General features: G+C 53.7%; 26 protein-coding genes and 1 tRNA gene. 5 read left to right on the top strand and 22 right to left on the bottom strand.

Translation table 11 applies throughout. The features are described from left to right. Positions 1-2: 2 nt before the first annotated feature. From QXT02_RS02895 to dph2, 21 genes are all read right to left on the bottom strand, one after another. A complete protein-coding gene (locus QXT02_RS02895; RefSeq protein WP_342811823.1) occupies positions 3-1190 on the bottom strand; it encodes an NAD(P)/FAD-dependent oxidoreductase in 1188 nt (395 codons plus the stop codon). After that, the gene (locus QXT02_RS02890) at positions 1174-1347 is read right to left on the bottom strand and encodes a 4Fe-4S binding protein (RefSeq protein WP_342811822.1); all 174 of its coding nucleotides are present in this window, start codon (positions 1345-1347) and stop codon (positions 1174-1176) included. The genes QXT02_RS02895 and QXT02_RS02890 overlap by 17 nt, the downstream gene beginning before the upstream one ends. Beyond that, the gene (locus QXT02_RS02885; RefSeq protein ID WP_342811821.1) at positions 1344-2588 is read right to left on the bottom strand and encodes a TIGR00375 family protein; all 1245 of its coding nucleotides are present in this window, start codon (positions 2586-2588) and stop codon (positions 1344-1346) included. The genes QXT02_RS02890 and QXT02_RS02885 overlap by 4 nt, the downstream gene beginning before the upstream one ends. Before the next feature lie 61 nt (positions 2589-2649). Further along, on the bottom strand, positions 2650-3411 hold the full coding sequence (locus tag QXT02_RS02880) for a proteasome assembly chaperone family protein (protein ID WP_342811820.1): 762 nt from the start codon (positions 3409-3411) through the stop codon (positions 2650-2652). Then, complete coding sequence (locus QXT02_RS02875; RefSeq protein WP_342811819.1) at positions 3408-3569, bottom strand: RNA-protein complex protein Nop10; 162 nt, start codon at positions 3567-3569, stop codon at positions 3408-3410. Before QXT02_RS02875 ends, QXT02_RS02880 begins: the two co-directional genes overlap by 4 nt. 1 nt (position 3570) lies before the next feature. Then, on the bottom strand, positions 3571-4359 hold the full coding sequence (locus QXT02_RS02870; RefSeq protein ID WP_342811818.1) for a translation initiation factor IF-2 subunit alpha: 789 nt from the start codon (positions 4357-4359) through the stop codon (positions 3571-3573). A gap of 9 nt (positions 4360-4368) precedes the next feature. Beyond that, positions 4369-4548, bottom strand: coding sequence for a 30S ribosomal protein S27e (locus QXT02_RS02865; protein WP_342811817.1), 180 nt, complete (start codon positions 4546-4548; stop codon positions 4369-4371). A gap of 1 nt (position 4549) precedes the next feature. Further along, positions 4550-4831 (bottom strand): 50S ribosomal protein L44e, encoded by a 282-nt coding sequence (locus QXT02_RS02860; protein WP_342811816.1) that lies wholly within the window; start codon positions 4829-4831, stop codon positions 4550-4552. Positions 4832-4881: 50 nt separating this feature from the next. Further along, complete coding sequence (locus QXT02_RS02855; protein ID WP_342811815.1) at positions 4882-5436, bottom strand: hypothetical protein; 555 nt, start codon at positions 5434-5436, stop codon at positions 4882-4884. After that, positions 5433-6389: a DNA primase catalytic subunit PriS gene (gene priS / locus QXT02_RS02850; RefSeq protein ID WP_342811813.1), complete on the bottom strand. Its 957-nt coding sequence runs from the start codon at positions 6387-6389 to the stop codon at positions 5433-5435. Before priS ends, QXT02_RS02855 begins: the two co-directional genes overlap by 4 nt. A 9-nt stretch (positions 6390-6398) precedes the next feature. Continuing rightward, positions 6399-7676 carry a hypothetical protein gene (locus QXT02_RS02845; protein WP_342811812.1) on the bottom strand — a complete coding sequence of 426 codons (1278 nt, stop codon included), beginning with the start codon at positions 7674-7676 and terminating at the stop codon, positions 6399-6401. A gap of 53 nt (positions 7677-7729) precedes the next feature. Continuing rightward, entirely contained in the window at positions 7730-8485 is a 756-nt protein-coding gene (gene pcn, locus QXT02_RS02840; RefSeq protein WP_342811810.1) for a proliferating cell nuclear antigen (pcna), read from the bottom strand. Between the two features lie 3 nt (positions 8486-8488). After that, positions 8489-8836, bottom strand: a complete 348-nt coding sequence (locus tag QXT02_RS02835) for a hypothetical protein (protein ID WP_342811809.1) — start codon at positions 8834-8836, stop codon at positions 8489-8491. A 9-nt stretch (positions 8837-8845) separates the two neighbouring features. Next, positions 8846-9172 carry a transcription factor S gene (locus tag QXT02_RS02830; RefSeq protein WP_342811808.1) on the bottom strand — a complete coding sequence of 109 codons (327 nt, stop codon included), beginning with the start codon at positions 9170-9172 and terminating at the stop codon, positions 8846-8848. Between the two features lie 4 nt (positions 9173-9176). After that, the gene (locus QXT02_RS02825) at positions 9177-9566 is read right to left on the bottom strand and encodes an NUDIX hydrolase (protein WP_342811807.1); all 390 of its coding nucleotides are present in this window, start codon (positions 9564-9566) and stop codon (positions 9177-9179) included. Between the two features lie 4 nt (positions 9567-9570). Beyond that, entirely contained in the window at positions 9571-10134 is a 564-nt protein-coding gene (locus QXT02_RS02820; RefSeq protein WP_342811806.1) for a signal peptidase I, read from the bottom strand. Next, the gene (locus QXT02_RS02815; protein ID WP_342811804.1) at positions 10121-10726 is read right to left on the bottom strand and encodes a DUF99 family protein; all 606 of its coding nucleotides are present in this window, start codon (positions 10724-10726) and stop codon (positions 10121-10123) included. The genes QXT02_RS02820 and QXT02_RS02815 overlap by 14 nt, the downstream gene beginning before the upstream one ends. A gap of 25 nt (positions 10727-10751) precedes the next feature. Beyond that, entirely contained in the window at positions 10752-11033 is a 282-nt protein-coding gene (locus tag QXT02_RS02810; protein ID WP_342811803.1) for a DNA-directed RNA polymerase subunit L, read from the bottom strand. Between the two features lie 30 nt (positions 11034-11063). After that, positions 11064-11264: a hypothetical protein gene (locus tag QXT02_RS02805; RefSeq protein WP_342811802.1), complete on the bottom strand. Its 201-nt coding sequence runs from the start codon at positions 11262-11264 to the stop codon at positions 11064-11066. Then, entirely contained in the window at positions 11264-11842 is a 579-nt protein-coding gene (locus QXT02_RS02800; RefSeq protein ID WP_342811801.1) for an exosome complex RNA-binding protein Csl4, read from the bottom strand. The genes QXT02_RS02805 and QXT02_RS02800 overlap by 1 nt, the downstream gene beginning before the upstream one ends. Before the next feature lie 38 nt (positions 11843-11880). After that, on the bottom strand, positions 11881-12882 hold the full coding sequence (gene dph2 / locus QXT02_RS02795) for a diphthamide biosynthesis enzyme Dph2 (RefSeq protein WP_342811800.1): 1002 nt from the start codon (positions 12880-12882) through the stop codon (positions 11881-11883). 161 nt (positions 12883-13043) lie between these two features. On the opposite strand from dph2, the gene QXT02_RS02790 reads away from it, so the two are divergent. Both QXT02_RS02790 and QXT02_RS02785 read left to right on the top strand, forming a co-directional pair. After that, the gene (locus tag QXT02_RS02790; protein WP_342811799.1) at positions 13044-14339 is read left to right on the top strand and encodes an Nre family DNA repair protein; all 1296 of its coding nucleotides are present in this window, start codon (positions 13044-13046) and stop codon (positions 14337-14339) included. After that, positions 14339-15157, top strand: coding sequence for an SPL family radical SAM protein (locus QXT02_RS02785; protein ID WP_342811798.1), 819 nt, complete (start codon positions 14339-14341; stop codon positions 15155-15157). Before QXT02_RS02790 ends, QXT02_RS02785 begins: the two co-directional genes overlap by 1 nt. A gap of 1 nt (position 15158) precedes the next feature. Here the strand turns inward: QXT02_RS02785 and QXT02_RS02780 are convergent. Beyond that, positions 15159-15234 (bottom strand) — tRNA-Thr (locus QXT02_RS02780). A gap of 145 nt (positions 15235-15379) precedes the next feature. On the opposite strand from QXT02_RS02780, the gene QXT02_RS02775 reads away from it, so the two are divergent. The 3 genes from QXT02_RS02775 to fbp are packed head-to-tail and all read left to right on the top strand — an operon-like array spanning position 15380 to position 17335. Then, positions 15380-15625, top strand: coding sequence for a hypothetical protein (locus QXT02_RS02775; protein WP_342811797.1), 246 nt, complete (start codon positions 15380-15382; stop codon positions 15623-15625). A gap of 19 nt (positions 15626-15644) precedes the next feature. Continuing rightward, complete coding sequence (locus QXT02_RS02770; RefSeq protein ID WP_342811796.1) at positions 15645-16205, top strand: hypothetical protein; 561 nt, start codon at positions 15645-15647, stop codon at positions 16203-16205. Positions 16206-16237: 32 nt separating this feature from the next. Then, positions 16238-17335, top strand: coding sequence for a fructose-1,6-bisphosphate aldolase/phosphatase (fbp, locus tag QXT02_RS02765; protein WP_342811795.1), 1098 nt, complete (start codon positions 16238-16240; stop codon positions 17333-17335). The last annotated feature ends 7 nt before the right edge of the window (positions 17336-17342 follow it).

The raw sequence follows: 17342 nt of genomic DNA, 5'->3' as shown, positions 1-17342 counted from the left end.
TTTCAAACTAAGCCCTTGAGCTTCCATAGCAACTTCGGGTGTGACTTTACCAACACTTTCAGCATGTCAGTTAAGCTGATCCTATCAAAGTCCACCTTGGAAAGCGTCTCGGCAAGCTGGTCGAGCTCCCGGTCGCTTAAACTCAAAAGCACATTCTTCGCCTTAAAGTACCTCTCGTGAGACTTACCCATCTTCTCCCGCCATCGCTTATCATATTCCTTCAACCTTTTCTCAGAGACATCTCCCTCTTTGACCGCTTCCGCCACCACTTCACCCGCAATTTGTCCGGCTCGCATGGCAGAATCAATGCCTCCACCAGTTAGGGCGTTGACCTGACGGGCGGCATCTCCCACCAGAACAACGTTGTCTTTCACCGTCTGTTTCAGCGGCCCGCAAACAGGGATGCCCCCGGCATTTATCTCGACCACCTTGCCCTTTGCCAGGGCGGGATTACTTGATACAAAATCACGCAGATAATCAATGGCCCTTCGCTCGGCCCGGCTGCCCAAGACACCCAGACCCACGTTGGCCAAATGCTCCCCTTTTGGAAACACCCAAGCATATCCTCCCGGAGCTATTTTGCTGCTGAGGTAAAACTCCAGCATTGTCGGCGACTCAAAATCAACTCCCACCATCTGGAACTGGACGCCGCTCTCAAAATCATCCAGCTTTATCGCCGTGTTCATCCCGGCCCAGCGAGCCACCCTAGAACCGACACCGTCGGCGGCTATCACCACTTTACTCTCAACCTTAAGGTTACCCTCAAACCCTCTGGCCCTAACCCCACAAATCTTGCCATCCTTAAACATCAGACCATCCACGTAAGTCCCAACCCGGATATCGGCGCCAGCTTCTGCAGCCCTGAGAGCCAAGTATTTGTCAAAGACCTTGCGATTCAAGATGTAGCCGACTTTACCCGTCACCCTACGCTCAGAGATGCGAACGGCTATACCTGAAGGAGAAACTATCTTTACCGAGTTGGTGGGATTCACCGCCCAGCTCGGATCAGGCTTGATATTCATTTCTTTGAGAACATCCTCTGAAAGAGCCTCCCCGCACTGCACTGGTACCCCGATCTCCCTGCGGCGTTCGAGTACCAAAACGCTTGTCCCTGCCTTGGCCGCTGAATAGGCCGCCACCGATCCCGCTGGCCCAGCTCCGACGACGACCACATCATAGCTTTCTTTCAACCCTGATCGCCCCCATAGGACAGATCTTCGCGCAGATGCCACAGTCGGTGCACCTCTGGTTCGGCCCGACGACGCCGTCAGTTGCCTCGATGGCGTCAAAGGGACATACACCCACACATCCACCGCACCGGACACAGAGATTCTGATCCACCTTCATACTCCAAACTCCGTGAGCTTCCTCTGCGGCTTCGGCGGCAGCTTCTTGGTTACCTCCATCCCAATCTCCAGATGGCCATAGCGTCCGCCTCCGCCCGGAATCACCCTTAATGTTCCTGTCCTGAACGACTTTATAACCTCTACTATTCTCGGGCTGGTGACCTCTAGAAGCAGCTCGGGAAAGACGTCCACCAGCACCGAGATCTCGTCACCAAAGCTCGTCACCAGCTTCTCCCATTCGGACTGAACATTGGGTGAGTGAGGATCCTCCCCGGTGGCCAGCCCAATGACCTCAGCCAGTGGCGCTATCCTCAGGTACTCCGGACGGTGGGGAGGGTGTCTGGGCTCAGGATAGTCCGCTAGTTCATTCACCCTATCCATGACCCCCTTCTTTATCCAGCCCCGGCAGTCATCACATTTCCACCTCAACCTGACAGCCTCCTCCACTGAGAACTGCTTGAAGCAGCGGGAACAGGCGGTGACATGGTATTTGCCCAAACGAGGATCAAAACCAACATTAAGAAGCACCCGCCTGCCATCCTCTCGCCTGATCGCCTTAATTACCTCAGCGTAGGTAGGCTCAGCCAGCCCCAAGCGGTTGAACTCCCTGCCCAGTTTGTCAGGCCAAGGCGAATGAGCGTCACTATTGGAAAGAAAGGTAAGATCAGCTAACTCGGCTATTCTGTCCGCCATGTCGCTGTCCGCGCTCAGCCCCAACTCAAGAAAGCTGACCGCGCTGAGCTTATCACCATAGCAATCCCTAAGGCTGTCAAACTCCTTGTAGACGCTAGTCCAAGGTGTGAAGGCGTGCGAAGGCCCGATCAGGCAGTCGTGGGCAGTCACGATCTCGGCAATCTCCTGAGCGCTCAGCTCGATGTGTGCCCTGCCATCACTGTCGATATCCTTGGAATGCTTGGCCAGCTTCTCGCGAACGCTCTCAACCGTGGAGAAGGAGGGTAAAATGATGACATGATGCACGCGGTTCCTATCCTCGACCTCGGCTGTAAGAATAAATTTAGTCCCGTAACGCCGGTGCTCAAACGTCCCCTCGGCCACCTCAACCAGCTCCTCCTTCAAGCTCCGGAACCAAGAGGGGTGAAAGACATCGCCAGTTCCGACAAAGGTGAGCCCCTTGAGCTTGGCCTGTGCCGCTATCGTGCTCACATCCATTTGGTTGGAGGTGGCGCCCGAATATTTCGAGTGAATGTGAAAATCCGCAGCATAACTCCTGAGCTCAGACAAGCCACCACGCCCTTGGTTTAAATTTTTAAGTAGAATGAAAAAACCAAGCTGATGAAAGAAATCAACCGATATACCAGGACTCTTCCTCCTCACGTTTCTTCATCATCTCCTCGCGGCTCACGATTTCCCGCTGAACCCGCTCAATCATTTGCTCCGTTTCCCTCGCCCTCTGCTGCAGGTTTTCCAGGCTGATGTTCAGACCCAGCACCTTCAGCACCACCTGAAGAACCGCCTGCGCCGCACGGTGATCAACGAGCATCCCGTGAGTTTCACCCAGCAGACAAACACCCGGCATCCGGCGTAGCTTTCCCAGCCCGACCAGCAGGCCGGCCGCGCCGATGATGGGCCCTCCCCTTTTTTCTATGGAAACTCCAAGTGGGCCTACATCCCTGAGCAATTCCGGATCGCCAAGGGCAACCACCTTGGGTTGGGCCCTCGAAAACTTCCCGGTGGCAAAGCCGCCCAGTGTGAACATCTGCCTGACGCCCAGCTTCTCGACAAAATCCAGAACTTTCTCCACGATCTCATAGTGTCCCTCTGGAGTCACCGACTGGGCGTCACCGGTCCAGATGACTAGGCTTCTCCCATCCACCTTAGCCCAGTAAAACTCATTTCTCGGAAGCCTGATCAAGCCATTCCTCTCCACAACAGCTTGGTGTGGAAAATGAGGTGAGTAAAGCTCCGCGAACTTCTTGGCTCTAATTTCCGCCACCAAGTGCTCTACCGCCAACTTACCCACGTAGCCCATGCCTGGGAGTCCTCCAATCAAAACCGGGTTTTTCAGCCGGGGCTTGATCAGCACTTCAATTACCGTCTCCTTCATGGAACTCCCGCCTGTTTCTTCAGCATCCTGCGATACTTGCCATAGGGATCTTGGGGGGAAAACCTAGGTGGGTGAGGTGAGATCGTTTGCCCTCCACAGCTCGGGCACAGATCCTTTAAGGTGTAAATACCACAGGACTTACATTTTTTCATCCTCATTTCAACCCGACCTCTGGAACTCCCCTTTCCCGCCAGCCTTGGTCACGGCCTCGATCATCATCTCAACCGCCTGCTGCATCGCATTCTCGGCGGCCTTGTAGGAAGGAGCCGTCACCTCAATCCTGTAACGGGGTGAACCAACGTAGTAAATCTCCACGTTGATGTCCTCGTCCCTGACGGAATCGCGGGCATTTATCATCGCTGACTTTATTATCTCCACCCCGTTAGGTGCCGTTGAACTCAAAATCACATTTCCGGTGACTTTGTAAGAAGGTGTCTGGATGGATTCCTTGGCAAGCTCAGCGATGGTCTTCACCCAAGACTCGTCGGCAAGGCCAACAAGGCTGCTGCTGTCCTTGGCCGCCGTTTCCATTGCGGAATACAAATCGCCAAACTTTTCCTGCAGTTTAAACCCAATCTCTTCATAGGCCTGATCCAGTGTCTTGCCCAGCTTGCTTGCGGCCAGCTCCAGCAGCTTCTCGGCCCTCTGGTTGAGCTTGACCCGCTGTGCCTTCCACCTGCGCTCGCTGTCCTTGACTCTCCTGATGGAAAGATCCACCTGCTGCCTCGCCGGGTCGACCGCGAGAACTTTGCATACCACCTTCTGGTTCTCACGAACATGATCCCTGATGTTCTTGATCCAGCCTGACGCGACCTCAGAAATATGAACCATCCCTTCCTTTCCACCGTACTCATCCAGCGTCACGAACGCTCCCTGGGGGAAGACCTTCTTCACCGTGCACAAGACCAGCTCCTCCACCGAAGGCCACTCAGATCTGTACCTGACCATAATCTGCCCCTACTCCACAGCACCCAAAACGGTAGCCTTGATCTCGGCCTTTCCACCACGGGGAACTGAAATTGTGTTGCCGCAAACGTTGCACCTGACGGGAGTGCTGGCGTGGCTGAAGACCACCTGCTCATTACCGCACTCGTTGCACCTAACCACTAAGAACTTTGAACGTCTTTTTTCGGCCAAACTATCCCTCCTCAAACTTCACCCCTTTGCTCCTGAAGCCCTTGTACGGATGTGACTTTTTACAGGCGGTGCACTTCAGCATCAAAACCACCTTCTTGGAAGTTTTTGAGAACTTCTTCTGCTCAGACCTGGGCTGGCTACCGTAGCCCGCAGTGACCCTAGTGAACTGGCGCTGACCCCAGCTCAGCGGTCGCGCCGCCCGCTTCTTCAGCTGGGCGACGTTGTGCTCAGTGTGTTTTTTGCAGGAAGGACAGTAAGTCCTGATCTTCTTGGGTATTATCATCTCTTTTCCCCCGCAAACATCCGCACTTCATCCCAAAAAGCATATCGGCTCTAGGCTTTTACCGTTATCCTCCTCGCCAGCCCGTGTTTCACCATTATCTCAGCGTTAAGCGCCGGCAAGCTGGCTATCTCTCCTTTAGCAAAAGGCCCGTAACTCTTCAGGTCGGCGCCGACGATCCTCTCCTGGAAGTCGGACAGCATGATGCAAAGGGTGTTCGTTATCCGCTCTGGAACGATGACCTCAACCTTGCCAGAAATGGCTGGCTGCACCAGCTCAGCATGGAGCTTTTCCAGAATCTGCCTGATCTCGCTAAACGCAAAGCGCTCGCGCTCGATCAGCGGAGCGGGCACCTGACCCCGAACAACGGCCGCCATGGCTTTGACGAGCCGAGTAAAGTAAATCTCTTGGACCATGAAAACAACGTTCCGGAGTTCCTCCCCCAGCAGCTCCCTCCTCACGACATCAGAACGGCTGATCTCGGCATTTAACCTAGAGATGTGCCCGCCGACGCTTTGATAGAAGTCATCGGATATTTCAACCAACTCGCGCGAATTCTTTTCTGCCTGGTAAATCCTGACTAGTTCCTCAAGGGAGAAATTTATCATCCAGCCGCCTCCCTCAAAAATTTAGGAACCGCCTCCTCCAGCTTGAACCTGTCGATGTCCTGAACCACCATGCACTTCATGCTTACTCCTGAGTGCAGGCTTGAAGGCAGCCTAAGGATCCTCTTAGTGTCGATGGTGACCTTGCCATCCGTGAAACCTGAATTCAGCTTAGTCAGAAACTCCAGAAGGTTCCGGAAGGTCTTGGGGCCCATGCCCTCTAAGCCGGAAAGTTCATCCAGCTTCCCTTTTCTTATCATCTCCATGGCGCGTTCTTTCTCCTGAATGAGCCGCTGAGCAAGCGACCTTTTCATACCCCTCACCTCAAGTAAATCCTCCATCCTCAGTGAACTGAAGGTCCTCTCCAGCCTCTCGCGGAAGACCTTGGAATAGCCCAGCGCCATGGTGAAATCGGACGGGATCACCCCACCAGTTACATAGTCCACCAACTGCGCCCTTTCATTGCCCTCAAGCGTCATCACCGACTCATCGTTGACTCTAATGTGAAAGCCACGCCCAGAGTAAATGAAATTTATCTTCCGTAGTCCTAGGTCACTCGCCAAGACCTCGGCAAACTGCTTGGCAACCTGCCTCGCCTCATCCAGGCACCTTTCACAAACGCTGCCAGGCGGGCATCCGCACGACTTGAGCGGCAGGTCCTTGGCATCAATGTCCAGCGCCAGCTCGGCTTTAAGCCAGCCCTCCCGCGCCGAGGGCCTCTCGTAGAGCGCCACGCTAGCGTAAGCAGAGTAGGGTGCCCGGATCCTTAGGAAATCACCCAGCTGGTCGACCGTCAAGAACTGGTTGTAGCGGTTATTGGGTCCCTTACCATCCAGGTCGAAACCAAACTCCCTCATCGAAATTGTGTGAAGTATAAAATCAGGTACCTCACGTTTGTTCCACTCCTCTAGGTAAAACCTACGGCGTTCCTCAGGAGTTGCCTCGCGCATTATCATCCGGACACCTCACTCCGCCCTCGACGCCTCATACTTCCTCCTGAAGTAATAGGTAAGCGGGTTCTTCACCTTGCGACAGAATTCATCCGGCCTGCAGAGAGTTGGTGCCGACATCTGAATCTTGGAACAGTTGGGGGTCCGGTACCACTTCGATCTTCCGGAGTCGGCAAGAGTGGGCTCGGTCGTCATGCCAAACCCCATGTGGTAAAAAATGCCAGCCTTTTCCTGGGGTTGATCCTTGAAAAGGGGGGGATTGCACCTCTCCGCCGCCTCAAAGAGAAGCGGGGCGATTTCATCCCTGACTATAGAAATATCATTGATGAAGTCAGCCATCCTCGTGGCCACCTTTCCAGAAGGAGCCACCCTAGCATAGGAGAGAAAGGGCGTGAGCATCATCATGATGGCGTAGTTTCTCAGTCCGGCCCCGACCCCGTTCAAGGCCAGCTTCATGCACGGCGGGAAGAACTCGGGCCGAAGCCTGCCCGCCGGCCCGCGGGTGAATCCCTCGCGAATCGCCACTTCCTTAGGCACCATCGAGGAAATCCTTTCGCCCACTTGGGCTAGAACTCCCGACGGCTGGGCTCCCGACTCCAGAATTCTCTCATAGACAGACTGCACGTAATCCTCCAGTCTCACGCTGATGAAATTAGCATAAAGATCCCAGAGATCCCGAGGTGTGATCACAGCCCAGCCCCCGACCAGATAAAGCTTGGTCAGCTCCTTTCGCCGGTGCCTGAGCAGTGGAGCGAGATCGGTCCACCTCACCGCATACCTCGGCAGATACTGGGGAAGAATCCTATCGTCAACCGTCTCCAGCCCATCCTCCGCCAGCCTCAGGTCGCGCAGGCGGTAGAAATCATCGCGAGGTATGGTAAAGCCGGCAACCTGGATGGCTTCCCCGATCTCCAAATCCACTAAGTTTATCGAGCGCTTGACGGCCCTCAAGCATAGATCCACCTGCCCCCTCTTGAAGAGGTCATACATCCGGTATCTGAGCGTGTTCCGGGTCGCCTCGCTGATCAGGCGGACCTCTGGCGAGCCGGGAAAGGAGACTGAAGCAACCGCCTGGCACATCAGGTAAAAGGAAAGCACCTCAGCCCGGATGCTATCTAGGTTCGGCTCGACCAGCATCTCCTTGGTCGTCCACTTCACCCGTCGGACGGACCTCTCAACTATCTCCGGCGGTAGGGACTCCAGCGGCGGCGATGTTTCCACGATCCGCTTCGCCTCGTCTGCAAACGGATCCAGCACGGCCAAATATTCCGGAGCGATCAAGTCCAGCCCCAACAATCAGCTTTGAGGCTATTTCGGCGTCTCCAGATTTAACTTTTTCAGAGGAGCTACTCCGATTCCACCCTTGGCGCCAGCAAAAATCTGAGCTTCCCCACGCCCCCAGCTATTGGGTAGTCCAGCTGAATGGGCAGGTTGGTCCCCAAGCTGACCTTTATCACGTCAGCAGACCCGGCCGCCTTGGTCATATCGGTGAGATACTTTATGTTGAACATAGCCCGGGCCCTCTCCCTGACGCTGAGCTTCAGCAACCCCTTGTCGCCCTTGCAGAGCTTGAGTTCGGTAGATCCCCTGTCCCCCTCAGCGGTGACAAAAAATCCCTCCTCGTTGAGCTCGAACCTCACGTTGTCGCTGATCAGTTCGGCATCCTTGAGCCCATCTTGGATGATCCCGGCGAGTATCTCGGCCGTGGCGGTGAACTGTATCCTCGGCTCCTGTAGCTCCGCCTCCCGAACGTCGATGAGGGGCAAGCTCAGCCGTCTGGTCGAGGCACCCTTGAAAACAATGGCCAGACGATTCATCTTCTCATCAAGTTCAAGTATCAGCTCATCGTCCGCCTTGGCCCGGGAAAGTATCTTATCCATTTCAGTAAGGTTTATTCCCAGCGTCACCGGCTGTTTGACCGCATACTCGGAAAAAGCAGCGGCGGGCAGCTCAAAGTCCACCAGCGCCACATGAGAGGGGTCCATTGCCTTCATCTTGACGCCCTCAGGGCTAAACCTGAAGGCCGCCTCCTCTATCAGGTTAACCATGGCTCCGACACATGTCTTCCAAACTTTGGGATCCGACATCTTGGCGCTGACCATATTCTACCTCCCCAGCTCACGCTCCAGTTTCTCTGCCTCCTGTCTTACTTCTCTGTAGAGATTTAAATCAAGTTTGTCCAGCTTCTGGGCGATGTCAGCGTGTAGTTCACTGGTCCCAGAAACCACCAGCGGCGCTCCGAAGACCCTGACTTTGGAGCCCACCTCTACGCCCTCAGCGACGGCGGGATCATCATAAATTACCGTCAGGCGTCCGGTTCCATCATCTAAAGTGAACTCTGAGTCCCTTTTATCCACCACCAGCCCGACGACCCTAACCCTCTCGTCACCTATCTTTATCTCGGCGATCCTCCTCGGCTTGGCGGGCATCCTCCTCTGCTGAATCTCCTCCATATTATCCCACTAGGCGTATTCCCTCCACACTTTTCCACATTTCGCGCAACGGTAAAAACGTGTCGTCGGTTCATCCGCGGAACGTGTCTGCCTCATCCACCAGTAGGCCCGATCGTGGCCGCAGCTGGGACAGTGGACCTTAGCTGAGGGCAAACCTGTCTTAGTTTCTTCCTCCACGACCAAGATATCTTCAGACGTGGTGGTTTTTTTGACAACGGAATAGCCCTCCACCTTCTCCTCCCTGACCACATGACCGCATGCGCTGCAGACCAAGACCACCTGCTCTTTCTCCTTCTTCGGTAGCAGCAGCCGTCCGCATTTAGGACAAAATTGCATATGCTCACTTGAACCCTGCGTCTTTTAAAATTTGCGCGTGGTCGAACGCCAGCTCCCCCCAAGGAATCTTCCTGAAAACCCCGACCTCACTAGCGTCGCTGCCCGATTTGAGCCTTCCGCCAGCCCTCTTGGCCAAAAAACAGATGCTCACCGTGTGCCCCCTCGGGTCCCGGTGGGGATCAGAATAGATGCCGACTAAGCCCAGCAACTTCACCCTGAGTCCGGTCTCCTCCCATGCCTCCCTGACCGCAGCGTCCTCCACTTTCTCCCCGTACTCCACAAAACCGCCGGGTAGTGCCCACCGGTTCCGGTAGGGTTCATTTTTCCTTTTAACCAGAACGACGCCACCACGGAGCTTGATCACCAAATCAACCGTTAAAGCTGGTCTCGCCATCGTCTCACTGTCCTTGGAACCACAGCGAGATAAAGCCCAGTTTGGGGACGACAAAGATGACCTTGCCCAAGATCTGCTCAGGTCGGTTGGCCTCCTCAGTTGGTAGCGAGCGGCTGTTGGCGTCACCCTTGGTCATGAATCTGGGCGATCCGTTTTCATACCATATCTCAACGACCCTGTGCACCAGCGGTATCACATCACTACCCTGATCCAGAACGACGACATCGCCCACCTTTATTTCAGAGAAGGAGCTGACCCCCTGAATGATCAACAGGTCCCCGCGTTCAAATCCGCCCTGAATTGGGAACTGGGAGGTGTCAATGCCCCGGTCCATATAGTACTGGCGCCAAGAATAATCATCTTCATGTCTCATACTCTGGGAGGTTACCCCCCTCCAGAAGGAATCGGTTCGAAAAATCAAAATCATGATCCCAGTGAAACCAAAATAGAGGATGCCTAACATCAGCAGAAACTCAACCGTTCCATTAACTGCCGGGCGCCTCAGAAAATTTCTCACCGATGACTTGGCTCTCCTGAAGAATCGATGTTTTTTCCTAGACCCGACCATAGCTCTCACCGCGAACGATTGCGGTGGCGATGAGGTGGGCAACCCGAAGAGGCTCTGGAACCAAGCTCCGGGTTGAACTCAACCTCACCACCTTTTCAGCATCCTCTCTCTTAATCCCGACCGGCTGCATATATATCGGCTTGTCTTGGCTCTGTGTCGTCACCGCATATATCTTTCCCGTCCCCCTGATGATCCTCCACCTTTGCCTCCATTTGGGAAGATGTTTCAGCGCCTTACGAATATCTGCCATCACTGGAATTTCCCTAGAGATGACAATCACCGGCAAGCCCGTCTTCCTGAAGACCTCCCTCACGTCCAGCACGTTGAACCCGGCAAAGGTAACGCCATCGACCATCAAAACCCTGAGCTGACCCAGATGGCGGCTCCTCCCCAGCATTTCGATTAAACGCTCGGTTACATCCATCCCGTCCTTCTCGACTTCGGAAATCATGACGCCATCAAGCCAAGTCCCGCCTCTGAAAACAGCTCCCACCAGCGGAACTTTTCCACGGTAGTCCGCCTCAAATGGACCATCGTCGACGCCCAAAATCCTGATCTCAGGCTTTATCTGCCAAAACTTTACCTGGCGCAAAGCAAGCCCTAAGAGAACATCAGTATTATTTCTTAAGCTCTTTCTGGAGTTGTTTCTTCAGGTCCTCCAGCTGCTCAACCAAACGTCCGGCTGCATCCATCAGCGCTTTTTCGGGTGACTTGTCCCGCTTGACCTTGAGATAAAACTTCGGTGGCTCAGTCAGGGGATGCTCAATCATGTAGACTGCGGAAACCACGTTGTCATCCTTCAACAGTTCCGCCCGCAGCATGTTGCAAAAGGTGTGATCTTCCCCAATTATCTTTATCAGGATGCTGTCCTCCCCCTTCTCGATTAACTCAAGCTCCATTTACCCCACCCAGACTACCTGTAATCCCCTTTATTTAGCCTTTGTGAAATCTTTAATTTTTTGCTTCAGCTCTTTAATCTCCTCGCCGGTTCCGTGCAGGACTATTCTGACCATCCCCGGCCTAGAAACCGCCTCCAGGTCCGCCGCCAGCGTCCCGAGCCTCTTCATGAGGTCCAGCATCTGGGCCGTGTCCTTCACAGGCACGTTCAGAACCCGCTTGGTCCTCGCCATCACAGCACTCCTTTTCGGTAATCGTTCGCTATTTTTCTAAATTCCACGTTGCCGCAAGAATCGCACACCAGCTTCTTACCCTGGCGGGTCAGCGGGCTCCGGCACCTCGAACAGAAGGCAACGATGACGCCGAGATCCTCGCCGACGGTAGACAGCTGCACGGGCTCCCTACTGGCGTTGATGACCTTGGCACGCACGATGTCGCCGACTCGAAACTCCCGGCCCAAGTCCTTTACATACCCAGCATCAGTCTGCGAGATGTGAATTAAACCCACATTCGGTGGTGGCAGTGCTCGATCCTCCCTGCCACGCAGACGACCGATGACAACGGTGGCATTCTGATCTCTTACCTCATCCACCCTGCCGATGATGATGTCGCCTCTCTTTAAGGTAGGTACCCCAGCTGTCCGTGAAAACACCGAGATGTGCTTCGTTCTAGCATCGACCAAGACCACGCCAGTGTTTGCGGCATATATCTTCCCGTTCTCCTCATAAGCACCGTTTCCCGGGACAAACTCCTCCGCTGTAGCCAAGAGGTCACCCGGTATCACGAAATCTCCTGTACTTACTTCAGGCATAACATCCCACCAACAATATATTGCTCCACTTAAACGATTTATCCCATATCCTCCTTATTTATCTCATCCATTCGGTAGGGCTCGATTGGTAATTTTCCCAGCATGACCAAGACCTCAAATGGTGTTAACACCGGACTCTCAAATCGTTCTGCGTCATCTACCGGGATGCGTGGACAGGCGACAAGGACCAAGGCATCGAAGCCAAAATTTTTCATCACTTCCGGAGAGATGTCATCAACCGCCAAGAGGTAGGTCCGTTTCCCTTCCCTCCTGAGCAGATCTACGATTTTGCTAGCGAGATTAAAACGAGATTGGCCCTTCTTTGTGCTCACGATGACGCCAAAAGTTTTGCCCAGAGCCGCCCGAGCCACCATGGCCTTTCTCTCTTTGATGAACTCATCCTGCTGAGGCATGAAAATCTTGAAACTCACAGAGACCGGGTTGACCGCAACAACCTTTTTTCCTGTGACCAGGGCAACGCCCAACGGGTGAAACTCACCTGTGCCAATGTAGATGAAACCTTCGACCATCGGTGCCACGGTCTTAGCACAGCCAACATCACATCCCAGAACCTGCCCCGGATATCTTGTCCTAGTAGACGGTCCACCCACCAATGTTTGAATCCCGTGTAATTCGAGAAAATTAGCCGCCTCTTCTAGATGCCCGACGTGTTGAACCGTGGCAACCAAACCGACTCGCTTGAACCTCAGTTCGGGAAGAGCCAGCTCAAGTGACTCAATCGGGCTCTTCTCTATCCGGGCTTCCACGAAAAGCGTGGGCAGAACCGACTCAAGACCCATGTCGGCATGACCGTAGTGAACCAGCACATCGCTGCCCAGCTTCTTTGCCGCCTCATCGGCCAAGTCACAGGCGCCGTAGCAGCTGCCGGCCATTATTACCACTTCCACACCCAGCTGGTCAAAGGGTCTCATGATCTCGGGCAGATGCGGAGCGAGACCTGCCGGTACCTGTAAGGCCGCCCGTTTGGCCCCTGTCCTTTTCAAAAATTCCTTCACCTTGGCTTCCTCAAAGTCATACATTTCAAACGCCGAAAATTCTGCTTACATAAAAACAGTGCCCGCAGGGCTTAAAAGGAAATTGGAAAGATAGGTGGTAACGGCAATTATTTTAAAGGAGGGAAATAGTTTTATTTCAATCGAATAAACCGGGTTAAAACATGCCCTCTTCCCCAGCCAGTTGGTTGAGCGATGTAATTTCACCGCAGCAGGTCAACGAGCTGACCACCTTCCGGGAGATCAGGGTCGCTAGGGCGAACTCGCTTTGTCTCCTTTGTAAAGGTGGCCGGAGACTCTGCGGGAAGCTCAGCTGTCCGATAATAGCCAAGGCCCAATCCTTGGCAAAAACAACCCTGCGCATCACATCCACTCACATTCAAGGTTCAACCCCGCCGGGAGTCTTCGTGGGCCGTCTGGGATATCCTAAGGTCTTCATTGGTCCGATGGTCCCGCCGTTCACCGGAAACACCGAGATTCTGGACACCCCGGAACTCTGGATCGGCAAGGGAATACAGGAAATAATAGATTACCGATTCTCACTCATCCGCGGCAAGGCAATAGCCAACATCCGCGAAGCACAGACCGGCACGCGTCTTCTGGAATCGCTTCAGGAACTGGCGCTAGGAAGAAGCCCGGTGGACGCCGAGGTGGTTCTGGCAAAGGTCCCAAAAGGAGTTCTCACCCTCGGGAGCGATATTCAACCCTTCGGCCCTTCAGCGCCGCTAAGGTCCTTTAATGCTTCTGACGTTTCCGTCGACCGCAGACTGGAGAAGGCTTTTTACGACCGCGACCTCAAGGCCAACGGGGCGGTGGTGGAACTCTACGACAGCGGTGTTTACGTTACCAGAATTCAGCGGGCGTTCAGCCTCGGGATGTTCGGCTTGGGGAAAAACAGAAAACTCGTCCCCACGCGCTGGAGCATCACCGCCGTGGACTCGATCATCTCCCAAGAACTCATCAACCGGATCAAACAGAACGACACCATAGACGAATACCGGGTCTATTCCTTCAGCTATCTGGACAACCGCTATGTCGCCATTCTGATGCCGGAAAAATGGAGTTTTGAGTGGATCGAGGCTTGGTTCCCGGGGACAACTTGGAACCCGGACAAGGGTACCAGAGAACCGGCAATGATGGGGGATTTCGAGAACTACTGGGGCAGAAACACCTATCCCGACGTGGGGGGTTGCTATTACTCCAGCAGGTTGGCGGTCGCGGAAAGGCTCTTTCAGGAGAACCGACAGGCGGCGGCCCTTGTGCTGAGGGAGATTCACCCGGGCTACATCCTGCCGGTGGGCGTCTGGAACGTGCGCGAATCCCTCAGGCAAATGCTGAAGAGTGAGCCTGAAAAGTTCGACAGCTTCAACGCGGCACTGAACCACGCCATGGCTAAACTTACCATCCCCCTCAAAAACTGGATTCGGAATAGCCAGCTCCTGAAGCAATCCTTATATCAGAAAAAGATAACGGAGTTTTCTTGATGGTTGTGGAATACATCTTCGTCAGCTGCCACACTGCGTTATCCCTCAGCGGATTACCCGGGCTGACCTACTCTTTGAATCCCTACACCGGATGCGAGCACGGTTGTGCCTACTGTTACAGCCCTTCAGTTTTAAGGGACAGAGTAGTTGCCGAGAGCTGGGGTAAAAAAGTTCGGATAAAGCAGAACATTGCAGAAGTGCTGAGCCGGGAAGTTATCTATAAAAAAACCGGAACTGTCGGGGTGAGCACGGTGACCGACCCCTACCAACCAATCGAGAAAACTGTTGAACTGACCAGAAAATGCATTGAAATCCTGTGTCAGCACGATTTTCCGGTATCAATCCAGACCAAATCTGAATTGATCCTGCGCGACTCCGACTTGATTGTGCCGAAAAAATTTGATGTCGGGGTAACTATCACCACAATAGACCAGGAACTGGCGCGCCTGCTTGAACCAAGGGCTTCACCACCCGACGCGCGCGCTCAGGTCGTTGAGGAGTTCTCCAGCCGTGGAGTAGACACTTGGATATTTCTGGGACCGATAATCCCTGAAACAAACGATGACGATGAGAACCTCAGAAAAATCGTTGAAATCGCGGCAAAGACGAAAAGCAAGATACTCTATGATAAGCTCAACCTGAAACAGTGGGTGATGGAAAGGCTGGGTCCCGTTCTGGAAAATCTGAAGCCCGGCCTAGCGGAGCGGGTGCCAGCCATAATCTCCCAAGGATCCGACTACCGAAACAAGATCTCTTCGAAGATAACCTCCATTTGCCGGGAACTTGGAATTAGGTGCGAGGCGGCTTTTGGGAGTTGAGTGGAGCCGCCGGTGGGGATTGAACCCACGACCTATCGCTTACGAGGCGATCGCTCTACCGGCTGAGCTACGGCGGCCCAGCTATCTCTTTTTTCTTCCAACAAAAAGCTGTTTTGCTAAAATGTTCCTCATAAAGCATAAGTGGGTCTGCCTTTCGCTTTATTAAAAAAACACACCAAACACTTAATAGAAATCAAAAGAAAATTCTAAAGGTGCAATTACATGGAAAGAGGTGACCTACGCATTTTGCAACTAGAGGAGAGGTTAAATTCCCTTCACGCCAAAATTTCTGAACTTGAGCGCAGGATAATGGCCCTAGAAAGGAACCTGCCCCCGCCAAAACCTTCCCCACAAAAACCAACCCAACCCGTGCCTGATTCAGTCCAGCAAAAAAAAGATGCGGGCCACAGATATCTCAGCCGGGCCATCAACCTAGCCAAACGCGATTACGACCAGAAATACAAATAGAAAGCGCTCCGGTGGGGCGATGCGCGAGGAATACTGGTATTACTCCTTCTGGCTCATCGTGGTCGGCAGCTGGGTCCTCGGCCTCGCCTACGGAAAATGGTGGGGAGAACCCGAAGAATTTCTTTCCCAGCTCGGGCGGTCCTTCAGCGTGCCACCGCCCGGCCGGATGGAGCCCTGGCAGCCCATCCTATACTTTACCCTGACACCCGTCGCCACCTTTGTGCTGTCACAGCTCTTCTTCGGCGTTGGGGCGGCGGCCTTTCTCTTCTCACGAGGTGTCTACGACAGCAGTTTGATCATGGGTATGGAAACAATGCTCTCGAACTGGAAGCTGACCTCAAGCACATCGGTGGAAATTTGGACGATCTTCTTCATCATACTAATCTTTGTCGTCAACCTGCCGCTCTGTTTATGGGCTGCGCAGCTGGGCACTCAGCGAGCCATCAGAATGCTCTACCGGTTGCGGGGAAAACCGCTGAAACCGGCCACGGGCTCTGAACTAGTTTCAAGCCTCATCCTTATCGTCACCCTATCCCTGATCGTGGGACTGACCGCAGCCTTTGCGATCGCCAGCACGTAAGACTTAAAAATATTCCGCTGTAAACTTGATGTATGAAAACTACTATTAGTGTTATAAAAGCCGATGTGGGTAGCATCCCCGGTCATGTCAAGGTGCCCGAAGAGCTTTTGGAAATTGCTGAAAAATCCCTGAAGGTTGCCACACAGAAAGGCATCATTAAGAGCTATCACGTCACCAACTGTGGAGACGACCTAGAACTCATCATGTCTCACGATAAGGGGGAAGACAATCCGAAAATTCATGAACTTGCCTGGGAAACCTTCAAAAAAGCCGCTGCACTGGCTAAAAAACGAAAATACTACGGCGCGGGCCAAGACCTGCTGGTCGAGGCCTTTTCCGGAAACGTCAGGGGTATGGGTCCAGGTGTGGCTGAATTCGAGATCGAGGAGCGCCCCAGCGAGCCCATAATTGTCCTCATGTGCGATAAAACCTCACCCTCGGCTTTCAATCTCCCCTTCTACAAGATCTTTGCCGATCCATTCAACACCGCTGGGCTGGTGATAGACTCAAAGATACACGGAGGTTTCAGGTTTGAAGTCCATGACATTAAAGAAGGTAAAAGAATCTTTCTCAACTGCCCTGAGGAAATCTACGACCTGCTCGCCTTAATCGGACTCTCCAGCCGCTATGCGATCAAAAGAGTCTTCAGGAGGGACGGAGTGGTGGCTGCGGTGGCCAGCACGGAGCGGCTCTCCTTTATAGCCGGAAAGTACGTGGGTAAGGACGATCCTGTCGCCATCACCCGCGCGCAATCAGGATTTCCTGCCGTGGGGGAAATCTTGGAAGCGTTTGCCTTCCCGCAACTTGTGCCTGGGTGGATGCGCGGATCACACAGGGGGCCGCTAATGCCGGTCTCCCGTGAAGAGGCACGCCCAACCCGTTTTGATGGTCCTCCACGCATAATGGCCTACGGCTTCCAAGTGTGCGAAGGAGAACTGATCGGTCCTGTGGATCTCTTTGGTGACCCCTCTTTTGACCTAGCTAGACAGCAGGCCATCGAGGTAAGTGAATATATACGCAGACACGGGCCCTTCGAACCCCACCTGCTCTCCCCCGAAGAACTGGAATACACCACGTTGCCAGAAGTGATTAAAAAACTGAAGGATCGTTTTGAGCCCATAAAGAAGTGAAAGGACC

Source organism: Hadarchaeum sp. (SeqCode) (assembly GCF_038871235.1).
Classification (GTDB): Archaea; Hadarchaeota; Hadarchaeia; order Hadarchaeales; family Hadarchaeaceae; genus Hadarchaeum.
This window is presented reverse-complemented; position numbering and strand designations above follow the sequence as displayed.